The 19,365-nt window shown below is 52.1% G+C and carries 18 protein-coding genes; 7 read left to right on the forward strand and 11 right to left on the reverse strand.

What is annotated here, in order from left to right:
* Window positions 1-18: 18 nt before the first annotated feature.
* Window positions 19-804: a hypothetical protein gene (locus tag RVM24_RS11590; protein ID WP_431474013.1), complete on the reverse strand. Its 786-nt coding sequence runs from the start codon at window positions 802-804 to the stop codon at window positions 19-21.
* Between the two features lie 219 nt (window positions 805-1,023).
* Here RVM24_RS11590 and RVM24_RS11595 point away from each other — a divergent pair, with 219 nt between their 5' ends.
* From RVM24_RS11595 to RVM24_RS11605, 3 genes are all read left to right on the forward strand, one after another.
* Window positions 1,024-2,364, forward strand: a complete 1,341-nt coding sequence (locus tag RVM24_RS11595; protein WP_431474014.1) for a hypothetical protein — start codon at window positions 1,024-1,026, stop codon at window positions 2,362-2,364.
* 165 nt (window positions 2,365-2,529) lie between these two features.
* Window positions 2,530-3,774, forward strand: coding sequence for a type VI secretion system PAAR protein (locus RVM24_RS11600; protein WP_431474015.1), 1,245 nt, complete (start codon window positions 2,530-2,532; stop codon window positions 3,772-3,774).
* 10 nt (window positions 3,775-3,784) lie between these two features.
* The gene (locus tag RVM24_RS11605) at window positions 3,785-4,240 is read left to right on the forward strand and encodes a hypothetical protein (RefSeq protein ID WP_431474016.1); all 456 of its coding nucleotides are present in this window, start codon (window positions 3,785-3,787) and stop codon (window positions 4,238-4,240) included.
* Between the two features lie 51 nt (window positions 4,241-4,291).
* Here RVM24_RS11605 and RVM24_RS11610 read toward each other — a convergent pair whose 3' ends face one another.
* Window positions 4,292-4,660, reverse strand: a complete 369-nt coding sequence (locus RVM24_RS11610) for a helix-turn-helix domain-containing protein (RefSeq protein WP_431474017.1) — start codon at window positions 4,658-4,660, stop codon at window positions 4,292-4,294.
* A gap of 97 nt (window positions 4,661-4,757) precedes the next feature.
* Between RVM24_RS11610 and RVM24_RS11615 the strand changes: the two genes are divergently transcribed.
* From RVM24_RS11615 to RVM24_RS11630, 4 genes are all read left to right on the forward strand, one after another.
* Window positions 4,758-5,225, forward strand: coding sequence for a lecithin retinol acyltransferase family protein (locus tag RVM24_RS11615; RefSeq protein WP_431474018.1), 468 nt, complete (start codon window positions 4,758-4,760; stop codon window positions 5,223-5,225).
* A gap of 386 nt (window positions 5,226-5,611) precedes the next feature.
* Window positions 5,612-7,156: an IS21 family transposase gene (gene istA / locus RVM24_RS11620; RefSeq protein WP_431474019.1), complete on the forward strand. Its 1,545-nt coding sequence runs from the start codon at window positions 5,612-5,614 to the stop codon at window positions 7,154-7,156.
* A 14-nt stretch (window positions 7,157-7,170) separates the two neighbouring features.
* Window positions 7,171-7,926: an IS21-like element helper ATPase IstB gene (istB, locus tag RVM24_RS11625; RefSeq protein ID WP_011783959.1), complete on the forward strand. Its 756-nt coding sequence runs from the start codon at window positions 7,171-7,173 to the stop codon at window positions 7,924-7,926.
* A 143-nt stretch (window positions 7,927-8,069) separates the two neighbouring features.
* Window positions 8,070-8,612: a hypothetical protein gene (locus RVM24_RS11630; RefSeq protein ID WP_431474020.1), complete on the forward strand. Its 543-nt coding sequence runs from the start codon at window positions 8,070-8,072 to the stop codon at window positions 8,610-8,612.
* A gap of 295 nt (window positions 8,613-8,907) precedes the next feature.
* On the opposite strand, the gene RVM24_RS11635 is transcribed toward RVM24_RS11630, so the two are convergent.
* The 9 genes from RVM24_RS11635 to urtB form a co-directional block, all read right to left on the reverse strand.
* Window positions 8,908-10,968 carry a DUF4209 domain-containing protein gene (locus RVM24_RS11635; RefSeq protein ID WP_431474021.1) on the reverse strand — a complete coding sequence of 687 codons (2,061 nt, stop codon included), beginning with the start codon at window positions 10,966-10,968 and terminating at the stop codon, window positions 8,908-8,910.
* 242 nt (window positions 10,969-11,210) lie between these two features.
* Window positions 11,211-12,356: a GapS4b family protein gene (gene gapS4b, locus RVM24_RS11640; RefSeq protein ID WP_431474022.1), complete on the reverse strand. Its 1,146-nt coding sequence runs from the start codon at window positions 12,354-12,356 to the stop codon at window positions 11,211-11,213.
* A 12-nt stretch (window positions 12,357-12,368) separates the two neighbouring features.
* Window positions 12,369-13,295 carry a GapS4a family protein gene (gapS4a, locus tag RVM24_RS11645; protein WP_431474023.1) on the reverse strand — a complete coding sequence of 309 codons (927 nt, stop codon included), beginning with the start codon at window positions 13,293-13,295 and terminating at the stop codon, window positions 12,369-12,371.
* Window positions 13,285-14,310 carry a nucleoid-associated protein gene (locus tag RVM24_RS11650; RefSeq protein WP_431474024.1) on the reverse strand — a complete coding sequence of 342 codons (1,026 nt, stop codon included), beginning with the start codon at window positions 14,308-14,310 and terminating at the stop codon, window positions 13,285-13,287. The genes gapS4a and RVM24_RS11650 overlap by 11 nt, the downstream gene beginning before the upstream one ends.
* Window positions 14,264-14,818, reverse strand: a complete 555-nt coding sequence (locus RVM24_RS11655; protein WP_431474025.1) for a nuclease-related domain-containing protein — start codon at window positions 14,816-14,818, stop codon at window positions 14,264-14,266. The genes RVM24_RS11650 and RVM24_RS11655 overlap by 47 nt, the downstream gene beginning before the upstream one ends.
* A gap of 239 nt (window positions 14,819-15,057) precedes the next feature.
* Window positions 15,058-15,756: an urea ABC transporter ATP-binding subunit UrtE gene (gene urtE, locus RVM24_RS11660; RefSeq protein WP_431474026.1), complete on the reverse strand. Its 699-nt coding sequence runs from the start codon at window positions 15,754-15,756 to the stop codon at window positions 15,058-15,060.
* The gene (gene urtD, locus RVM24_RS11665) at window positions 15,756-16,580 is read right to left on the reverse strand and encodes an urea ABC transporter ATP-binding protein UrtD (RefSeq protein WP_431474027.1); all 825 of its coding nucleotides are present in this window, start codon (window positions 16,578-16,580) and stop codon (window positions 15,756-15,758) included. Before urtD ends, urtE begins: the two co-directional genes overlap by 1 nt.
* A complete protein-coding gene (urtC, locus tag RVM24_RS11670; protein WP_106694813.1) occupies window positions 16,577-17,713 on the reverse strand; it encodes an urea ABC transporter permease subunit UrtC in 1,137 nt (378 codons plus the stop codon). The genes urtD and urtC overlap by 4 nt, the downstream gene beginning before the upstream one ends.
* A gap of 3 nt (window positions 17,714-17,716) precedes the next feature.
* On the reverse strand, window positions 17,717-19,321 hold the full coding sequence (gene urtB, locus RVM24_RS11675) for an urea ABC transporter permease subunit UrtB (protein ID WP_431474028.1): 1,605 nt from the start codon (window positions 19,319-19,321) through the stop codon (window positions 17,717-17,719).
* Window positions 19,322-19,365: the final 44 nt, after the last annotated feature.

The raw sequence follows: 19,365 nt of genomic DNA on the forward strand, positions 1-19,365 counted from the left end.
GTACTTCCTATTCCAGCTCTAAAAGAGCCGCCTCTGACTATTCTGGATCTCAGCCTTTTCAATGAAGGTGAAGTCGTAACTTGCTGAGCCTACCTTTACGTTGAACTTGTAGAAGGACTCTGGCCGCTGATCAAACACCGTCATTTCTGACTGAAATCGCCCCACCAAACTTTGGCCAGGAAAAACGGTAGTCTTCTGAAGATATCCTGCGAGAGAACTAAGATTTTGATCCAGGTCAGATTTAATATTCGCGATACCGGATTGGGCACTACTCTGAATTTGAGCCTGGGCCGCAGCACTAGCTGCTGGGTCATGTGAATAGGTAGTGGAAGTTCCGTAGTAATTCACCGTGCCACCGGCCCCGTATGCGGTACCGGAGTCATAGGAAGACGACGTGGCAGGCTGAGATGCACTTAGGCTCTGGGCCATTGCACCGAGAGCTATAGCAGTGCGGCGAGATTGCGCCTGGCCAATGTACTGCTGTTCCAGTTCTTCGTAGGATCGCAGGGATACTTGGCGCTCGTCCTGATAGAAGACTATATCAGTGATGCCGACGGTTACTGGATCATCCGACCTATTCTCGACGTACAAAACTGCATTTACGTTCTCCCAAGGTTGTTTGCCCTCGCGCACAGCAAGCTCAACCACGTAGTCACTATCGCGATGGCTTTGGACGATCCACCCACTGGCGTAATACGTCTGAACACCGACCTTATCAGCCGCAATAAATTCAGTGCGGATGCTCTGGCTCGCGCAACCAGAAAAAACAACGCCAAGAAGGCACACCCCCCATTTCGCTCTCATAACCACCCTCACGATCACCAATATTGATCAGAGTAGAACACGTATTTCTAAAGTGCATGTTCAGTTGTTGGGGAATAGCTCAACAGCGCTCTAACAAAAGGCAAACGGGCAGTTAATTTTTCAAGGTTTTACAAAGAAATCCGGGGATACCCGGCGGCCCACGGAATTACTGCTAATATTCAGTAGGAAACTAAAACCAATAAAAGCATGGAGCTACCCATGGCAGTCCGTCCCGAATTCCTTATCGGCGGAGAACCCGCCCGCCTGATCCCTATCACTGCCGACAGCGCCAGGGAACAAAAGTCTGTCTCCATTATCCTCGCAGGCCTACGCTCCGTGCTTGAGCTTCGCCAGTCCCTGCTTAAATCCCTTAACGTACGAGTCGGAACCAGCGCAACCCTGGAGGCTTGGATAGAGCCGGTATTCCAGAACGAAGACAAGAAAGCCATCAAGAACAAAGATCGCCCAGACGGTCTCGTGATACTTCGCACGGGCAAACGTGAATGGCGGGCGCTGATAGAGGCCAAGGTGAACAACGACACCATCGGTGAAGAACAGGTGTCGCGCTACCTGCAACAGGCCAAGACTCACAAACTCGATGCCGTGATCACCATCACCAACCAGTTCGCCGCGCTGCCAACTCACCACCCGGTAAAGCTCCCGAAGACCGCCACCAAATCTGTCGCGCTTTTCCACTGGTCTTGGGCCTTCATCCGCACCCAGTGCCAGCTACTGCTCAAGAACGACGGCGTTGAAGATGAGGACCAGGTATTCATCCTTAGCGAAATACTGCGCTACCTGGAAAGCGACCGCTCCGGCATCAGCCATTTCGACCAGATGAACGCTGAGTGGAAAGACGTCGTCAACAAAGTTAAGAGCAACGCAACGCTGGCGAAAACCAGTGATGAGGTACAGAACACCATCGCCGCCTGGCATCAGGAACAACGGGACCTTTGCCTGATTATGTCCCGAATGACCGGCAGCGACGTTTCCCTGAAACTGAAAAACGACCACCGCCTGGACCCCGCCAAACGCCTGAAAGATGATGCCGACGCATTTTGTAAAACACCCGCCCTGCACTGCGCACTCAACATCATCAACGCAGCGGCAGACCTGGAAGTAACCGCAGACCTCCAGCGGCGAATGATTTACTGCTCCATGCGCCTGGCGGCACCGAAGGACAAACAGAGCACCAAAGCCAGGGTGAACTGGCTCCTGCGACAACTGAAGAAAACAGAACCCGCCGGATTTTTTATCCGTGCCACCAGACCCGGCAAAGCAGAAACAACCTACAAGCCACTGAAAGACCTTCGGGATTCGCCGGAGTTGCTGGAATCGGAAACCTCCAATACGGCCGCCACTACGCTGGAAGTCGTGTACGAGGTGGATCTAGCCGGGAAGTTCAGTGGGCGGAAGGTGTTTGTTGAGGAATTGGAGAAGGCTGTGCCTCATTTTTATCAGGAAGCTGGGCAGTTGTTGAAGGCTTGGGCGCCACCGCCTCCGAAGATTTCGAAAACTGAGAGTAATCCGGCACCTCCGGATGAGGACACTGACTCATAAATACAGGTCTGTTTCAGGTTTACTAATCATCAGTCAAATTGACAGCCCGCCGCGTCTTGATAGACTTCCACCGGTTGCGATGGAACGGCGTGACTTAAAGGAAAGCTCGCAGTGCTATACCAATCCCCAGCACTGCAGTCATCAAGGAAGATAAAGGAAACAACCATGAGCGGAAAGAAAGTCGTCTTGCTCGGCGACATGGGCACGGACCACAACGGATTTCCACCAACCCCGGTGATTGCCGGCTCGTCTGATGTGCTGATTGATGGCAAGCCAGTTGCCCGCGTTGGAGATCCACTCGCCCCTCACTCCAAGCCCAAGCACCCACCCCACCCTCGTGCTATCGCATCAGGTTCTTCAACCGTGTTGATCAACGGCATCCCGGCAGCCGTTACCGGAAGCACCGTCAGTTGCGGTGGCGTGACGATTGGTAGTGGTAGTGTTGTGATTGGTGACACATATTCGCCTGCCTCTTTTTCCGGGATTTCTCCTGCGCCAGCACGCTCAAGACCTACCGACAAGCAAACATACTCCCGTGCCAATCAAGCAAGTTCATTACAGGCCGATGGCACTTCAACCTCTGCTCCCGGCCCAATCGCAACAGCGGGCTCTGATCAAGAAGGCCATACCGCCAACCCCGCTACGAGTGAACGGCCGGGCAGTCAGGCCACACCAGCAGCCAGCCACACCACTCCAGAAGCTGCTAGTTCAACGGAAGAGAGTTCTGACCGGGAAATCTTTGAACGTGCAATCCGTGCTCTGGAAGCTGAAATCGCAAATATCGGAACCCATGCCACCATTGACGGGCAGGCTCGGCAGGCATACGCACGGCAAATACGGCGCATGGCAGACGAGCTGCGCACTGAAGCAAGGTCAGGACGCATTACCTGGAAACAAGCTGCCGGGCAGGCAGAAGAAGCACGCAACCTCATCATGGATATGATACGTGGGAGGAGTACGCCAGTCGGGCGGGCATTGGCACAGCAGATCAAAAGTGAAGGCAAAACACTCGATGAGCTGATCGGGCGCAAGACACAACAACTGTTCGGCCGCGGTACCAATTTCCAGGCGCTGACGAACTCTCAGCAACAGGCCGTGTACGGAGCCATCGTCGAATCTGCCGGCAAATCCAACCCAAAAGTATCCGCGACGATGCGAAGGCTTTCTAACGCTGGAAAGGGCCTGATCGTACTTTCTCTCGGGCTGTCGATCTACCGCATTTCAAATGCTGAAGACAAGGTTGAGGCCGCCACCCAGGAAGCAGCGATTACGGGGGCTGGAATTGGGGGCGGGATGGCCGGTGGTGCTATCGCGGGGCTGGCCTGCGGACCGGGTGCGCCCGTGTGCGTTGGCGTCGGAGCGTTCGTAGGTGGAGCATTGGCCGCCTTCGGCGTCAGCTTTTTCTGGTAAGGTTTATTACATGCAACAATGTATCCGGGAAGACGCCAGTCTGGCACTGGCAAGGGAAGGCAACGATCAAGAACTCGCAACGAGCTTCGCAACCATTGCGGGGCGTACGTGTGAGGAACCACTCGAGGGTACCGTTCTCGAGGCCTGTATACAGCATGACAATCGATACCTTCTATTTCTGACCGACGACATCCCCTTCGAAGACTCGCTCCACATCCACTTGTTGGATGAAGACCTCAACAGAATCGATACGGTTACACTCGGCGCCCCCTACACCACCGGGCACTTTCGCAACCTGAAATGCGAGGATTCCAGTGGGATCACTTTCGAGTTTTTCGGGGATTGTGTGTGGGAGATCGTGGTGTTGCCGAAAAAGCGACTACGGCTTCCCTTAATGTCCGGCCCGAGAGGTGTTTCCTGGCAGAAGGGGTGGTTTCACGCCTTGGAACTGAGAGCCAAAAAATAGATTTGTCCCGGTTCTCGAGGGAGTCGATCTGTGTCGATGCCCCAGATAAGTTTACTTTTTGTTGGCAGCATAGATCAGCGCGGCCAAAGCAGCCCCTCCCAATAAAAGTAACCCAGAATTATCCCCAGATTCAGGGCTTCTTTGTGGCTTCTCATATGAGACTTCAAAGCCTTGGGCCTGCATCTGGCGGGCAGTATTGTCGGCCCTAGCCAGAATTTCTCCCGGGAGCACTCCAAGTTTCTTTGCTGCCCTAGCCAACTGATCAACAGACATTACAGCTCCGCCTTTCTCTATTCGGGACCATGCCGACTGGCTCATCCCCACTCCCTTGGCCAAATCTCCCTGTGAGATCACCTTCTGATTTCTGAGATCGGTTATCACAGCTCCTACTAGAGCGGTATAGGTCGCACCTGCTTGCACTATGCCTCCAATTGTGAAATAGTCAATTTTGCCTGTCAGGACAAATTTAAGTTAATGGCAATTAACATGCCTTAGACAAATTTTAAAGGAGAATATCATGCAACCTCAAACAAACCTAATTCCAGGTGACGTAGTAAAAATTCCATACCCAGCATTCACCCATTACGGCGTGATCTCGGATCGAATTGGAAGTGATGGAAAACCTATGATCATTGACAACTCCAACGCCGCGGGGACGGTCTCAGAACGAACTTGGAGCCAGGTGACACGCGGAAAATCAGTTATCAAATCAAGTCTTAAGTCTCAACGCCCCAATACACTAGTCCTTGCCGCTGCAAAACAGCTAATCGGACAGCTCAAGTACTCCATAACTGGACAAAACTGTGAATGGTTCGTACGAGTTGTACTGGGCGTCGCGCCAACGAGCCAACAAGTAAAAGCGTCTTTGATCACAGTTCCAACCGCAGGCCTCGTAGCTTACCGCATCACACGCGGCAACCTGCTTTTGACAGGGCTGGGATGCTGCCTCGCCCTCGCCGCCACGACCCATGCCGTTTCTGATTAGGGAGCTCGAATAGGATGGAGAAAGTCGAAATAGAATCACTTATGAAAAGGACGAAATGATCAGTAAAAGTCCGGGACAGATATACTATCAAGGTGGCAACCTTCAGCGGTTTACGCACAAAGGGGTGGATCATCCAGAAGCAGGAGTCTGACGACTATGTAGTTCAGATGGCTGTTCGAGACGGAAAGCAGGCGTGGGAGTGCATATTCCGGCCCATCGTGACCGCCCATTCCGTTTGAACGTGACCGATTTCGGGTGTTTTTCCGGAATCGCCGGTCACGATGCCGGAATCACCGGTCACGTTCCTCCGGAATCACTGCCAACACGCTGGAATTCTTCAACTTTATCCGGCATACCCGTTTCTTTTTCATCACGAGGAAGGGCGGATGCCGGCAGCGAGGATTTCCATGCGACAGATCATCGAGGTCTTGCGCCTCAAGTACGAAGCGGGCCTGAGCCATGAGCGCATTGCCCGTGCCTGCGGACTCTCCAAAGGCGTGGTCGGCAAGTACGTCAGCCTGGCCACCGCGCAGGGCATCACCTGGCCGTTGCCGGAGGGCACGGATGAAGTACGGTTAGAGGCCCAGCTGTTCCCGGCCAAGACACCCCCATCTCGATTTGCTGAACCCGACTACTTCCAGGTCCACCAGGAACTCAAGACCAAGGGCGTGACCCTGCAACTGCTGTGGGCCGAGTACGTGGAACGTCATGGCGACAAAGCCCGCCGGTACAGCCAATTCTGCCATCATTACCGGCTCTGGCGAGGCCGGCAGCGGCGCAGCATGCGCCAGGTCCACCGGGCCGGTGAGAAGATCTTTATCGACTACTGCGGTCCCACCGTGCCGGTGGTGGACCGCAGCACCGGCGAGATGCGCAAGGCCCAAGTCTTTGTGGCCGTGCTGGGCGCGTCCAGTTATACCTTCGCCGAGGCCACCTGGAGCCAGAGCCTGCCGGACTGGATCGCCTCTCACCAGCGGATGCTGGCGTTCTACGGCGGGGTAGCTGAGCTGTTGGTGCCCGACAATCTGAAGGCAGCGGTCACCAAAGCGGACCGATACACCCCGAAGATCAACGAGACCTACGCAGAACTGGCGACCCATTACCAGACGACGGTATTACCGGCACGCCCCTACAAGCCTAAGGACAAGGCAAAGGCCGAAGCCGCTGTGCTGCTAGTTGAACGCTGGATCCTGGCCCGGTTGCGGCACCGAACGTTCTTCTCACTGGCCGAACTGAACTCGGCGATTGCAGACCTGCTACCGGCACTGAACCAGCGCCCGTTCCAAGGGCGCTCCGAGAGCCGCCAGAGCCTGTTCGAAACACTGGATCGACCCGCGCTGAAGCCACTGCCGGCAACGCCCTACGTCTACGCCGAGTGGCGCAAGGCGCGGCCAGGCATCGACTACCACATCGAGATCGACAAACGGCTGTACAGCGTGCCTCACGCTCTGGTGGGTGTGAAGCTGGATGTTCGGGTTACCGATACGTCCGTAGAGGTCATGCACAAAGGCCAGCGGGTGGCTCTGCACCCTCGGCATGGCAAGGGCCGCTTCGTCACCTTGACCGAGCACATGCCCAAGTCCCATCAGGCCCATCAGAACTGGTCGCCGGGGCGGTTCCTTAACTGGGCCACTGACATCGGTCCCGCCACGCTGGACGTGGTGCAGCGACAGCTCAAGGATCGCCCTCATCCAGAGCATGGTTACCGGTCATGCCTGGGTCTACTGAACCTGAGTCGACGTTACAGCCGTGACCGGTTGGAGCAGGCCTGTAGTCGAGCACTGGCTATCAACTCGGCCAGCTACCAGAGCATCAGCTCGATCCTGAAACAGGGGCTGGATCAGCTCCCGTTACCCCTGGCCGAGGAAGAACCGGAACTGGCCGATCTGCCTGTTCACACCAACGTTCGCGGTCCCCACTACTACCACTGATCCCGGAGAAACTGATGCTGACTCAAAACACCCTCGATACCTTGCGACAGCTCAAGCTGACCGGCATGTGCGATGCCCTGGAACAGCAGCGGGCACAGCCCGACACCCACGACCTGGCGTTCGAGGAACGCCTGGCCTTGCTGATCGACCGGGAGGTGCTACATCGTGAAAATCGCCGTCTGGATCGGCTGCTGAAGGCGGCCCGGTTGCGGGTCCCTGCCTGCGTGGAAGACGTCGATTACCGCCATCCACGGGGGCTGGAGCGCTCCCGTATGGCGGGGCTGGCCAGCTGTGACTGGATCCGCCAATCCCTGAACCTGTGCATCACCGGCCCGACCGGTTGCGGCAAGACCTGGCTGGCCTGCGCCCTGGGCAACCAGGCCTGCCGGCAGGGGCTCTCGGTTCGCTACTTGCGCGTGCCGCGGCTGTTCGAGCAGGTGCGCATCGCCCACGGCGATGGCAGCTACGCACGGCTGATGAACCAGTTGCTGAAAACCGACCTGCTGATCCTGGACGACTGGGGGATGCAGAAGGTCACGGCGCAACAGCGTCAGGATCTGATGGAGGTGATCGAAGACCGGCACGGGCGAGGCTCAACGCTCATCGCCAGCCAGTTACCAACCGAACACTGGCATGACTACATCGGCTCCGCCACGCTGGCTGACGCCATCCTGGACCGGCTCCTGCACGGTGCTCACCGACTCAATCTGAAGGGGGAATCACTGCGAAAAGCCAAAGCACAAAATACGGAATCAGTTGACCCATCGTGACCGCTCAGAGTACAAAACTGACTCCAGCGTGAGGGCCGTGTGCAAATCGGTCACGATCCCCGGAATGACCGGTCACGTTCGCCGGAATACGCAGGGAGGCAATCACTGGTCTACTCTTCGTTCAAAACAAGTCTGAGGAACCCGTGAATGTCAGTGTGGAAAACATCTCCTTTCAGCAGGACGAGTACTCGATTGACCTTCTTTCTTACAACGAACTGACTCAACAACACATCAGTCGTGCTCAATCCCGAAGAACCGCACTTGCTCTCAGCGCTATGGCCCAGAGCTTCAATGCTGCACAGCCCCAGACCACCACAACCTATGGTTCAGGAACTGCATACGGAAGCGGAGGGACTGCAAGCTACTACGGCTCTGCTCAGTCGTACACTCATGACCCCGCCGCCTCTGCGGCGGCTCAGGCTCAGATTCAAGCCAACGTCCAGGCCGGAGTTTCAAACATCCAGTCAGACCTGCAGCGCAACCTTAGTTCGATGGATGGATATCTCCAGAAGACAACTGTTTTTCCGGGGCAGAGTTACAGTGGAAGATTTCAATCCCAGATGACTCGCTTCGACCAAAGGCCTAAGTCGATATATGCTCTGACAGTAGAACTCGGCGGCGAAAGGTTCAGCTTCAAGTTTATCGAAGAGGCAGACATTCAGACGCACCAACGAAAACTGTTTTGAAAAAATCAGAACCACTATCCGAGACAGGGACAGGGACAGGGACAGGGACAGGGACAGGGACAGGGACAGGGACAGGGACAGGGACAGGGACAGTGTAATCCTTCGAAACCTATTCGAATACAAATACGTGCGCCTTTGGGTCAGAACCAGAAAATAAATCCGCCCGGTTTTCGGTACACAGTTCAAGACAGAGAAATAGTCCCGAAATTGGAAAAACGAGAGGGAGCAAAAGGAAAGACCCGACGCCGATATTCCATTTGAAATCGATCTGCCCCCGGTTAGCTTACAGCGTTCCCTACTTACGCCAGCATTCTGTCGATTGGGAGCACTTTCGGTTAGCCTTGTGTTTATCGCTCCCAGTGAGCTCTAGTGAAGACCTCCATACTATTCTTCCGGCCTCTTCAACAACTACTTGTGTAAATGCGCCTGAGGTGACATCTTTATAAATATACTCTTTACCTTCGCCATCATCATCCATATAGACCATCGGATCACTATTATTCTCCGAGTCATTTGAATTAGAGGATTCTTTTGTTTCAGAAAATGAACCAATTATTATCGAATTAAGAATCAACCTTAAAGACATCCACCACGCATAGATAGCAGATATTGAGTTTGAGGAGCTGTCATTTAACAGCCCATGCGCAACCTCATTTCTTAAATTGAAGCCAAGAGTATCTGTAAAAACACTCTTAATCTCGAAAGCCAAATCATCTCCAAATACTTCCTTAGCCTCCGGAAGATCAATCAATGTACTTAGGCCATTTTCATTTTCAATGCCTTCACGATCAATATTACTGGTGTGAACCCCACTCTCTTTCAATTGACCCCTTATGATGTTTTCAATCTGAGGACAAACAAGATGAACCGAATTTCCAAAATCATGCTCAAACCCCAACCACAATGCGAACGCTAATAGCTGAATTCGATCTTCCGAAACAAGAGGAGATTGATGACAAACCGCTTGTAAGAAATCCTTAGTGACCCGATATTCCATCTGTATCTGACTGAGTGCTGGTAGAATCTGGCCATAGACTGTTAACCTAACCTCCGCTTCAAATAGTTGCAGAATTTTTCTATTCAGTACCGCTTGATTCGATGGATCGCCATCACTCGCGCTAAGGTTGGCTGCAGGTGTTTTCGCAACAACCCTTCCGTCATTGCGGATATGGCAAGAGCCAATAAGGCTGCTGAAAGGGTTCTGTTGAATATTTTCTCGAGCATTCTCTGTGAGGCTCTGATACTCAGGGCCAGGATAAAGCCCAACAAAATGCATTAAAGCCTCTTCAAGGCTGTGTTTTCCGGCAACATGAGCAATTGAAATCTCAACCATATCGGAGACATCAAACCCTGGAGTTCTTACTACCCCCATCTCTGCCAACGACGCCTTCCCAGTAACGCTGATCTTATCTCGAATCGACTTTAATTTATTTTCGACATCGTACGTATCACGATACTTTATCGGAACACGTCGATAAGCTTGCATTGCATTTTCGTAAAATGAATTGGCAACCATGTTACTATCTGAAGTTCGAGAGTCCGCTTCTTTTTCGAAGCAGTCAGCAATTGATACAAGGCTATCAAGCCAGCCCTGTTCGTCGTTGCCTTGTTTAAATTTTTTTTGCGCCAGTTCGAAATAGGATCTAGCTATATAGAAATCATCTTTTTCCTTTAGCTCAGATCCTAATTGGAATAATCTACTTGCTATTTCTGACCTATACTCGGAGTCAATTTTAAGTCTATCTAAAAGATCTGCCAACCAAAATACCATGAATGCGCATTCTGGATAATCCAAATTGAATGCCGAAAATAACTCATCTCTAATCAATTCTATCTTATCTTTGGCCTTGATCTGCATAGCTATACGAGCGGCACGTTCCCAGCAATTATCTATATCTTTACGCCAGCTATTTGAATCAATGGGGTGAGAAATATACGACTCTACTGCCAGTATTGCATTATCAGGATTCTTAGGTCTCTTACACAACCACAATAAATCTGACAACCTTGCTTTCAGCCAAGGCTCATCCATATCAGACAGAATAATCTCGAAAAACTCCAGCTCCTCTTTAGTAAAATCTTCTGGTATCGCTGACCTTCTTCCAGTTTGGAAATCTTGAATATATGGCATGAACGGTTCGTTTACACTGTCAGGAACCAGCATCATTGACGCTGCGCGCTCTAATAGCTCTAACATTTCTGCCTGATGAACCTGCCCCTCATCACGCTTTTCCTTCGCCAGCTCATGAAGGCTTTGCATTACCGATGAGTAGCCATAGTGATCTTCAGGAGAAGCAGTATATGTCCAACCGCAGCCAACAAACTGGTCGGAATTAAAATTCAACTTCGCGCTCATTTTCAAAACCTCTATTTCTTACCAGAATCGTTCAACCGTAGCGGATTAAATAGATCCCTGCTAAACCTAACGCCTTTCTCAGGAGGAATCGACAAACTCAAAGCTAATCTTATTAAGATTCGACCTATTATTATTAATTGATTTAATCTTACTTTAGGCTACTCAATGGATATAGATTAACCCTTCCTAGCATCTAAAAACCGGTCAACTAAAAAAACCTCCACGTCTGGTCCAGAAATCTATCAATCGTCTACCCTTTTATCTTTTTCACGCTCTTTTAACATTAACTGATATTTTTCTTCAATAAGATCCTTTATAGAATTATGTATTACCTTTGACGTCTCTTTCTTTGCAAACTCATTCACTCTATTCTTAAACCGCAAATTCACACAGGAAAAAACAAGCTCTGATTGTTCGGAAACGCCTTTCCCCGGACCACTAAACGAAAAACAAAATCGACATTGACCCTCGTTTGCTTTAAATTTAAAACCGTAATCGACATCCATCTTTTGAATCGAATAATATGGATAATATTTTTCATTATTTATTAAGAAGATATCATTAAGTTTCTCCCCACTTATTCTCAACCCCTTAACAACCCTTTTCATCCAAGAAACCTCTGGATCATTTGGCAAGTCCGCGCCGCTATTTACAAGAGAAATCTCTATATTATCCACCTTCCCAAGGTCTAATCGCCCTTGAACTGAAGCGGTAAGCCTTTTAAAGAAACGCACACGTTCAATGTTACTAAACGAGCCAAAGGTTATTGCTCTCGGATTGGAGGACATCGCTATATTATTATTTTTCAGGAATTTAGAAATTTGATTAACAATCTTTCGATTTATTTCTTCCGTCTCCTTTGATGAGTGAGTAGAAGAAAACTCAAGAACTAGTGCGTTACCCTTTTTCTCTATAGAAACCTCGCCTTCAAACTCAAGCTCTCTTTCCAGCCACTCTTTACTATAGTCTTTTTTGTTAATTACATACGGTATTCTTACCTTTCCAGATTCGATCTCTACGTGCGGCATTGTAACAAAGTCAATCGCTTCATGGTCTACAGATAAATCACTTTTCGTAGATAGTGGTAAATCTCGAAGAGACGCAACCCAATCTCCGCCCCCTGGGACCAAATCTATAGATGAAACCTTGTTTTTGGGCTGTGATTCTCTATCCACACTGGCCTCAATGAGGTCAGTGAATTCGGTTGGTGTAAGCAGTGTTGCCGATAATAATGGGACAGTAACACTCTTGTCTGACCGACCAATAAACACCCCTTTTTTCTTCAAGCAGGAATGCACTTCACCATAAGAGATGTGATCACTGTTCAGAAGTGTCCGGAGCTCACCTCCAGACAATATACTAGCATCCAAGTCAAACTTAGATCTCATATTTACCTCTAGTCATTCCAAAAGATTTAAAATTGATCGCTTAAATGAAAATGGCTCAATACGCTCCTTTCTCTCTTGAAAGGAAAATCGCGCTTTCTTAGCTTCATTATCATGCTTAGCAACATTAAAATCAGGCATGCCAATTTTTATATCATTGACCAGCCCCGCGGAAAACTTAAGGGCGTAATGAATTAACTTCTTATAAGCTTCACTTTCAAAAGGCTGATTTGCATACAAATAAAGCACCTTCCTTCCGAATTCTTCAACAACGAATAAAACAACATCTGAAGCAATCAACTCCAAAGGTAAATATGAACCGCACCGTTCCTCTGCAACTTTAATGCTGGTACCTATTTGCGGGTAATAAAAGCTAGCATCACCACTAGATCTCGAAACGTGATCAATTACACTCAAAATAAATCCCGCACGCTCATTATCTATCAAATATACCGGATACCGGTCGTCTTGATCTAATCGCACACTGGAAAGCTCTTTCTTGATATCACTATTTACATTATATTCATCGTTATGAACCCAAATAAGCAAACCAGAATGACTAACATTAGACCTACCTCTAAAAGCAGATACCAGTTCATTTATTTCAGGATTACGCACTGCACAGTCTATAGTTTCCTGAAGATCGCTATAGTGTGATCTAAATTTTGTTCTTAGAGTTTGGGCGGCAGGATATTTTTTTAAATTATTTTTTACAGAAACATGAACAACTTCAGTAAAATCGTCATGAAATGGATTATTATATATATAAACCCTGTCCTCACCGTGACTTTTCCTCTGATTACCGCTTGAGCCAATATGGGCTTCGTTATTACAAGGTATATTTACGTTATGTAACGATCCCAACCAGCCAATTATCTCCAACAACTTCTCAGCTAATTTTTCACCCAGCTCTCCAGATGTTTTTGACGCCTCACCCATCATTAACCTCGTTCTTCTTAAATCGCAAAATTGCCTTGATCTCTTTTTCAGTTTCAGATACCAGAACATCCTTCAGCAGAAATTTATCAGACTTCATAACAACCTCCGCCGCTCCGTCAACAATACGAACGCGAGAAAGAAATGATTTTGACTTCTTCTTTAGCAAACCACCATCGACAAAATGCGCTGACGTGTCTTCGGAAAGTCTACCCCCTAAAGCACTTTCGCATATTTGGTGACTCGCCTCTGTCCCAACAATTTCTTCAGAGATCTCTCTTATTTTCTCAAACGACACTTTCCCACTTTCTTCCAAGCTATCTTCCAACTTTTTATTAATTTCAAGAATCGTTTCTGAGTCTTGGCACTTGGAAACTACTCCCTTTAACACTTTAGCTGCAGCACCGGCAAAGAATTCATCATTTTTCTTCGGCATCAACTTAAGAAAAAGCTCATCCCAATATTTAGTTTTGTGGCCTAAATTATCGACAGATAATACGGAGCCATCTTGAGAAAGAACAAGCGCACCTTTCTGCACTCTTCCCAAAGGAACCCCCTGCCGCTCATAAACGGTAATCACCCCATCCTGCTCTCTTATATCAAGATATTCGTCCTTAGACTCAACCTTAAGTATTGCCAATCCAATTCCGGGCTCCTCATCTAGAAAAATATTAGAAACCAACATAATTATTAACTCACCTTCCGACACATTGGGGTGAGTTGACACGCTGTAGAGATGTTTTGCAACATGTTTGCTCTCCTCTACAAACGTAGATTGATCAAGGAATATTTTTTTTGAGAAGTTATTTACAGCATTAAGACTTATATCCGACTCATGGAAAAAATCGTATAGCTTTTGGGATTTGCTTAGCGGCTTCAGGTACCCTCTTATAAGAACCTCATTTAACGTCTCGTCTGAATCTAATTCGGATTCCGAAAGTACATAGCCTTCTTCTCGAATTTTATTGCCAACTTTATGAACTATAACCCGCTCTAGTTGTGCAGAACTTACATCCAACATTACTTTCTCCCCTACTCTGCGTCACGTTACCCGGCATTTCCGTCTTAAACGTCAAATTCCCCACAAATACCACCAACGAATGCACCTGCTGATCTTCCAGTCCCAGCATGCTCTGCAAGGTCTTGACATGCTTGTAGTTCTTATGCAGTGGGTTCTGAAATTTCTGCGAGTACTTGAAGATCTTCTGCGTCCAATACCGCTGTTTGGCGTTACCGAAGATCCAGCCCTTCATGTTCTTGGTTTCCACCACGAACACCCCGTAGCGGGACACAATGATGTGGTCGATCTGGGTGGTACCGTCTTCGGTGGGCAAGGTGACGTTTTTTATGAGGTGGTAGCGCGTTTTGTCGAGAAACAGCTTAGCGGCAATGTTGACCATGGCTTCGCCGGCTTTGCCTTTGAACCAGGGTGTTCTCAGAATTGGCAACAGGATGAACAGCGGTACGAAATACCAGAGTTGATTCGGTAGAGAGTTCAGGAGTGTGTTGAATAGCTGGCCGAAGTCCATCGGTTTTCCTTAACAGCTGCCAATCCGTTTCTTATAACTACACACTAACCTACTCTTCAGGAAACTTCCCATACCGTCAAGGTCAAATTTTGTAAAAGAGATACTGAAAAAGCCGCGCGGTTTCCCGAGCGGCTTTTGGTGGGCTACGATGTGAAGGTGCGGACAGGTAGCCGCCGCCCAGCGCCGTTTCTGGTCGAAACGGTCGCCGGTGGCGTGGCGGTTTATGTCTTGATAGGCGGTCAAACAGTCAGGTGCTGTTTGATGAGTTCATCCGTCAACCCCGAAATCTCATCCTCAGCAACCCCCCGCCCCCGATCCAAAATCACAAACCGATCCGCATACTTCCGCGCAAACGGCAACTTCTGCTCAACCAGCAGCACCGTCAGCCCATCCTCTTCGATCAATTTGCGAATAACCTCCCCAATCTGCGCCACAATATTCGGCTGAATCCCCTCCCCCGGCTCATCCAGAATCAACAGCCTGGGCTCGATCACCAGCGCCCGGCCAATGGCCAGCTGCTGTTGCTGCCCGCCTGAAAGATCACCACCTCTGCGGTGTTTCATTTCCTTCAACACCGGAAACAGCTCATACACCCGCTCGGGTATTTTCTTACTGCCGTCCTTACGCACGGCCAGGCCGGTGCGCAGGTTTTCTTCCACGGTCAGCAGCGGGAATATCTGTCTTCCCTGGGGCACGTAACCAATGCCGAGCCGTGATCGGTCTTCGATTTTCTTTTTGGTCAGTTCCACGTCCTGGGCGAATTCGATGCTGCCGCTTTCGGTGGTTTCCTCACCCATGATGCATTTCATCAGGGTGGTTTTGCCCACGCCGTTGCGGCCCATTACGCAGGTGCACTGGCCCTGGGGGATGTCCAGGTCCAGATCCCAGAGGGTGTGGCTTTCGCCGTAGTATTGGTTCAGCTTCTGGATCTTGAGCATTACGCGTCCTCCCCCAGGTATACCTTGATCACTTCCGGGTCGTTGGAGACCTGGTCCATGGTGCCTTCGGCCAGTACGCTGCCCTGGTGCAGTACGGTGACCTGGCGGGCGATGGAGCGCACAAAGCCCATGTCGTGTTCTACCACCACCACGGACTGTTTGCCGGCCAGGCTGGTGAGCAGTTCGGCGGTGCGTTCCATTTCCTGTTCGGTCATGCCCGCTACCGGTTCGTCCACCAGCAGCAGCCGGGGTTTCTGCATCAGCAGCATGCCGATTTCCAGCCACTGTTTCTGGCCGTGGGAGAGGATGCCGGCGGGTTTGTCCCGCAGGGTTTTGAGTTTGATCATCTCCAGCACTTCGTCGATGCGGTCCCGGTATTCGGGTTTCATGATGGCGGTCAGGGTTGGGAATATGCGTTTGTCGGCGGCCATGGCCAGTTCCAGGTTTTCGAATACGGTGAGCGCTTCAAACACCGTGGGTTTCTGGAACTTGCGGCCGATGCCCAGGCTGGCGATGTCCGGCTCGTTCATGGTGAGCAGGTTGTGGCGGCTGCCGAACCACACGGAGCCGGTATCCGGCCGGGTTTTACCGGTGATGATGTCCATCATGGTGGTTTTACCCGCGCCGTTGGGGCCGATAATGCAGCGCAGTTCGCCGTCGTCGATGGTTAGATTGAGGTTGTTGATGGCCTTGAAGCCGTCAAAGCTCACGTTCACGTCTTCCAGGTACAGGATGGGGCCGTGGCGCACATCCACCGGGGAGGCAGCGGGAGCCAAGAATTCAAATACCCGGTCGCGGTTGGCCAGTTGTTCGAACATGCTCATGCGGTGGCCTCCTGCCCGGTGGCGGTGTCGTCGTCTTTGGCTTTTCGGCGCTTCTGCAGCAGCCCGGCAATGCCTTTAGGTAGGAACACGGTCACCAGCACAAACAGCGCGCCCAGGGCGAACAGCCAGGCATCCGGCATTACGCCGGTGAACACGGTTTTGGCGTAGTTCACCAGGATGGCGCCAATCACGGCTCCGTACAGCGTTGCGCGGCCGCCCAGGGCCACCCATACCACGATTTCGATGGAGAACAGCGGCGAGAATTCGCTGGGGTTGATAATGCCCACTTGCGGCACGTACAGGGCCCCGGCCACACCCGCCAGCATGGCGGACACCACAAATACGAACAGCTGCACCCGTTCTACCCGGTAACCCAGGAAGCGGGTGCGGGCTTCGGCGTCCCGGCAGGCCACGCTTACCCGGCCGAGTTTGCTGGTAACAATGCCCCGGCAAATCACATAGCCAATGGCCAGGGCGATGCCGGTGGCGATGAACAGCCCCAGGCGGGTGGCGTCGCTGCGCAAGTTAAAGCCGAGGATGTCTCGGAAGTCGGTCAGGCCGTTGTTGCCGCCAAAGCCCATTTCGTTGCGGAAGAAGGCCAGCATCAGCGCAAAGGTGAGCGCCTGGGTGATGATGGACAAGTACACTCCGGTTACCCGGGAGCGGAAGGCCAGAAAGCCGAACACCAGCGCCAGCAGGCCCGGGGCCAGCAGCACCATGATGAAGGCAAACCAGGCCATGTCGAAGCCCTGCCAGTACCAGGGCAGTGTGTCCCAGTTCAGGAACACCATGAAGTCTGGCAGTACCGGGTCGCCGTACACGCCCCGGTCGCCGATCTGGCGCATCAGGTACATACCCATGGCGTAGCCGCCCAGGGCAAAGAAGGCACCGTGGCCCAGGCTGAGAATGCCCAGGTAGCCCCACACCAGGTCTACCGCCACCGCCAGCAAGGCGTAGCACAGGTATTTGCCCAGCAGGGTGACCGTGTAGGCGCTTACGTGCAGCGCGCTGTCCTGGGGCATGAACAGGTGCAGAAAAGTGACTACTATCAAAGCGCCGAACAGCACGCCCAGAAAGAGTTGGGTGGAACGCTCCTGCAGGGGCCGGAGCAGCCAGGTTTGTGATGACGCCATAACTCAGCCCTCCGCCGCACGGCCTTTCTGGGGAAAGAGTCCCCGCGGCCGTTTTTGAATGAACAGGATGATCAGTACCAGCACCATGATCTTGGCCAGTACCGCGCCAGCCCAGGGTTCCAGAATCTGGTTGATGGTGCCCAGGGTCAGCCCGGCTACCAGGGTGCCCCACAGGTTACCCACGCCGCCGAACACCACCACCATGAAGGAATCGATGATGTAGTTCTGGCCCAGGTTGGGGCCTACGTTGGTGATCTGTGACAGCGCCACACCCGCCAGCCCGGCCACGCCGGAGCCCAGAGCGAAGGTCATGATGTCCACCTTGGTGGCCTTGATGCCCATGGAGCGAGCCATGGCGCGGTTCTGGGTAACGGCGCGCACTTCCAGCCCCAAACGGGTGCGGCGCATGATCAGCATCAACCCGGCGAACACCACCAGGGCAAAGCCGATCACGTACAGGCGGTTGAGGGTGAGGGACAATGCCTCGTTGATCATGATGGAGCCGCTCATCCATTCCGGGGTAACCACGGTGCGGTTGAGCGGTGAGATCACGGTGCGCACCAGTTGCTGCAGAATCAGGCTGATGCCAAAGGTGGCCAGCAGGGTTTCCAGCGGGCGGCCTTTGAGGTGCTGGATCACGCTGCGCTCGATGATGATGCCCGCCAGCGCGGCCACCATGAAGCCGGCGGGGATAGACAGAATCAGCGCCAGGCCCGGCTGGCCAGGAAACAGTTGCTGCATGCCCCAGGTGGTGTAGGCACCCAACATGATCAGTTCGCCGTGGGCCATGTTGATTACGCCCATCACCCCGAAGGTGATGGCCAGGCCGATGGCGGCCAGTACCAGTACGGAACCAAGAGAGAGGCCGAAGTACAGGGTTTCGGCGGCGCTGTTCATTTTCAGTTTCTGTTCGATGCTGGCCAGCGCTTTCTCGGCGGCCGCGGCGATGGCCGGGTCGTCACTGCTGGCCGCGTTATTCAAAGCAGCCCGCACGCGGGAGTTCAGGCTGCCAGAGAGTTGTTCGATGGCGTTGATGTCGCCTTGTTCCAGTTGGTGGATGGCCAGGGCGTTAGCCAACAAATCGCGCACCCGGTCGTTTTCTTCCACCTCAAGTCGTTCTTCAATCAACGGCGCGGTTACCGCATCCACCCGGCCCAGCAAATGGCGGGCGGCGGCGCGGCGGGTGCGGTGGTCGGCTACCGTCAGGTCTACCACCGAGAGAATGCCTTCCACCTGGCTGCGCAGGGCGTTGTTCACCCGAATGCTGTCCAGCTCCCGGCGAGACATTTCACCCATGCTGTCACCAGTCACGGCGCTGGCCACTTGCCAGTTGCGCCCGGTGTTGTTGGTGACCAGCACCACGTAGCCGGAGGATTTTACGGTGGCGAGCTTGCCGCCGGCGAAGGCTTCCAGCCAGCCCCGGGCCCGTTCGTCGCTGCTTTCTGCAATCTGTTTCAGTACCTTGCTTTTCTCGGCGTTGTTGGCTTCTGCGAGCCGTTGCAACAGCGTTTGGGCGGTGTCGTCCTGCACCTGGGCAGTGGCCACCGCCGGCCCCAGAGCCAGGCACCAGGCCAAAGCGAGCCCGGCGAGCAGTCGGAAGATGCTCATGGTTCATTCCTGTTGGCGTTGAAATGAGAGTGGAAAAGCCGGGC

Origin of the sequence: Marinobacter sp. KM021 (genome assembly GCF_050707965.1) — a bacterium.
In the GTDB taxonomy this organism is placed as follows: domain Bacteria; phylum Pseudomonadota; class Gammaproteobacteria; order Pseudomonadales; family Oleiphilaceae; genus Marinobacter; species Marinobacter shengliensis.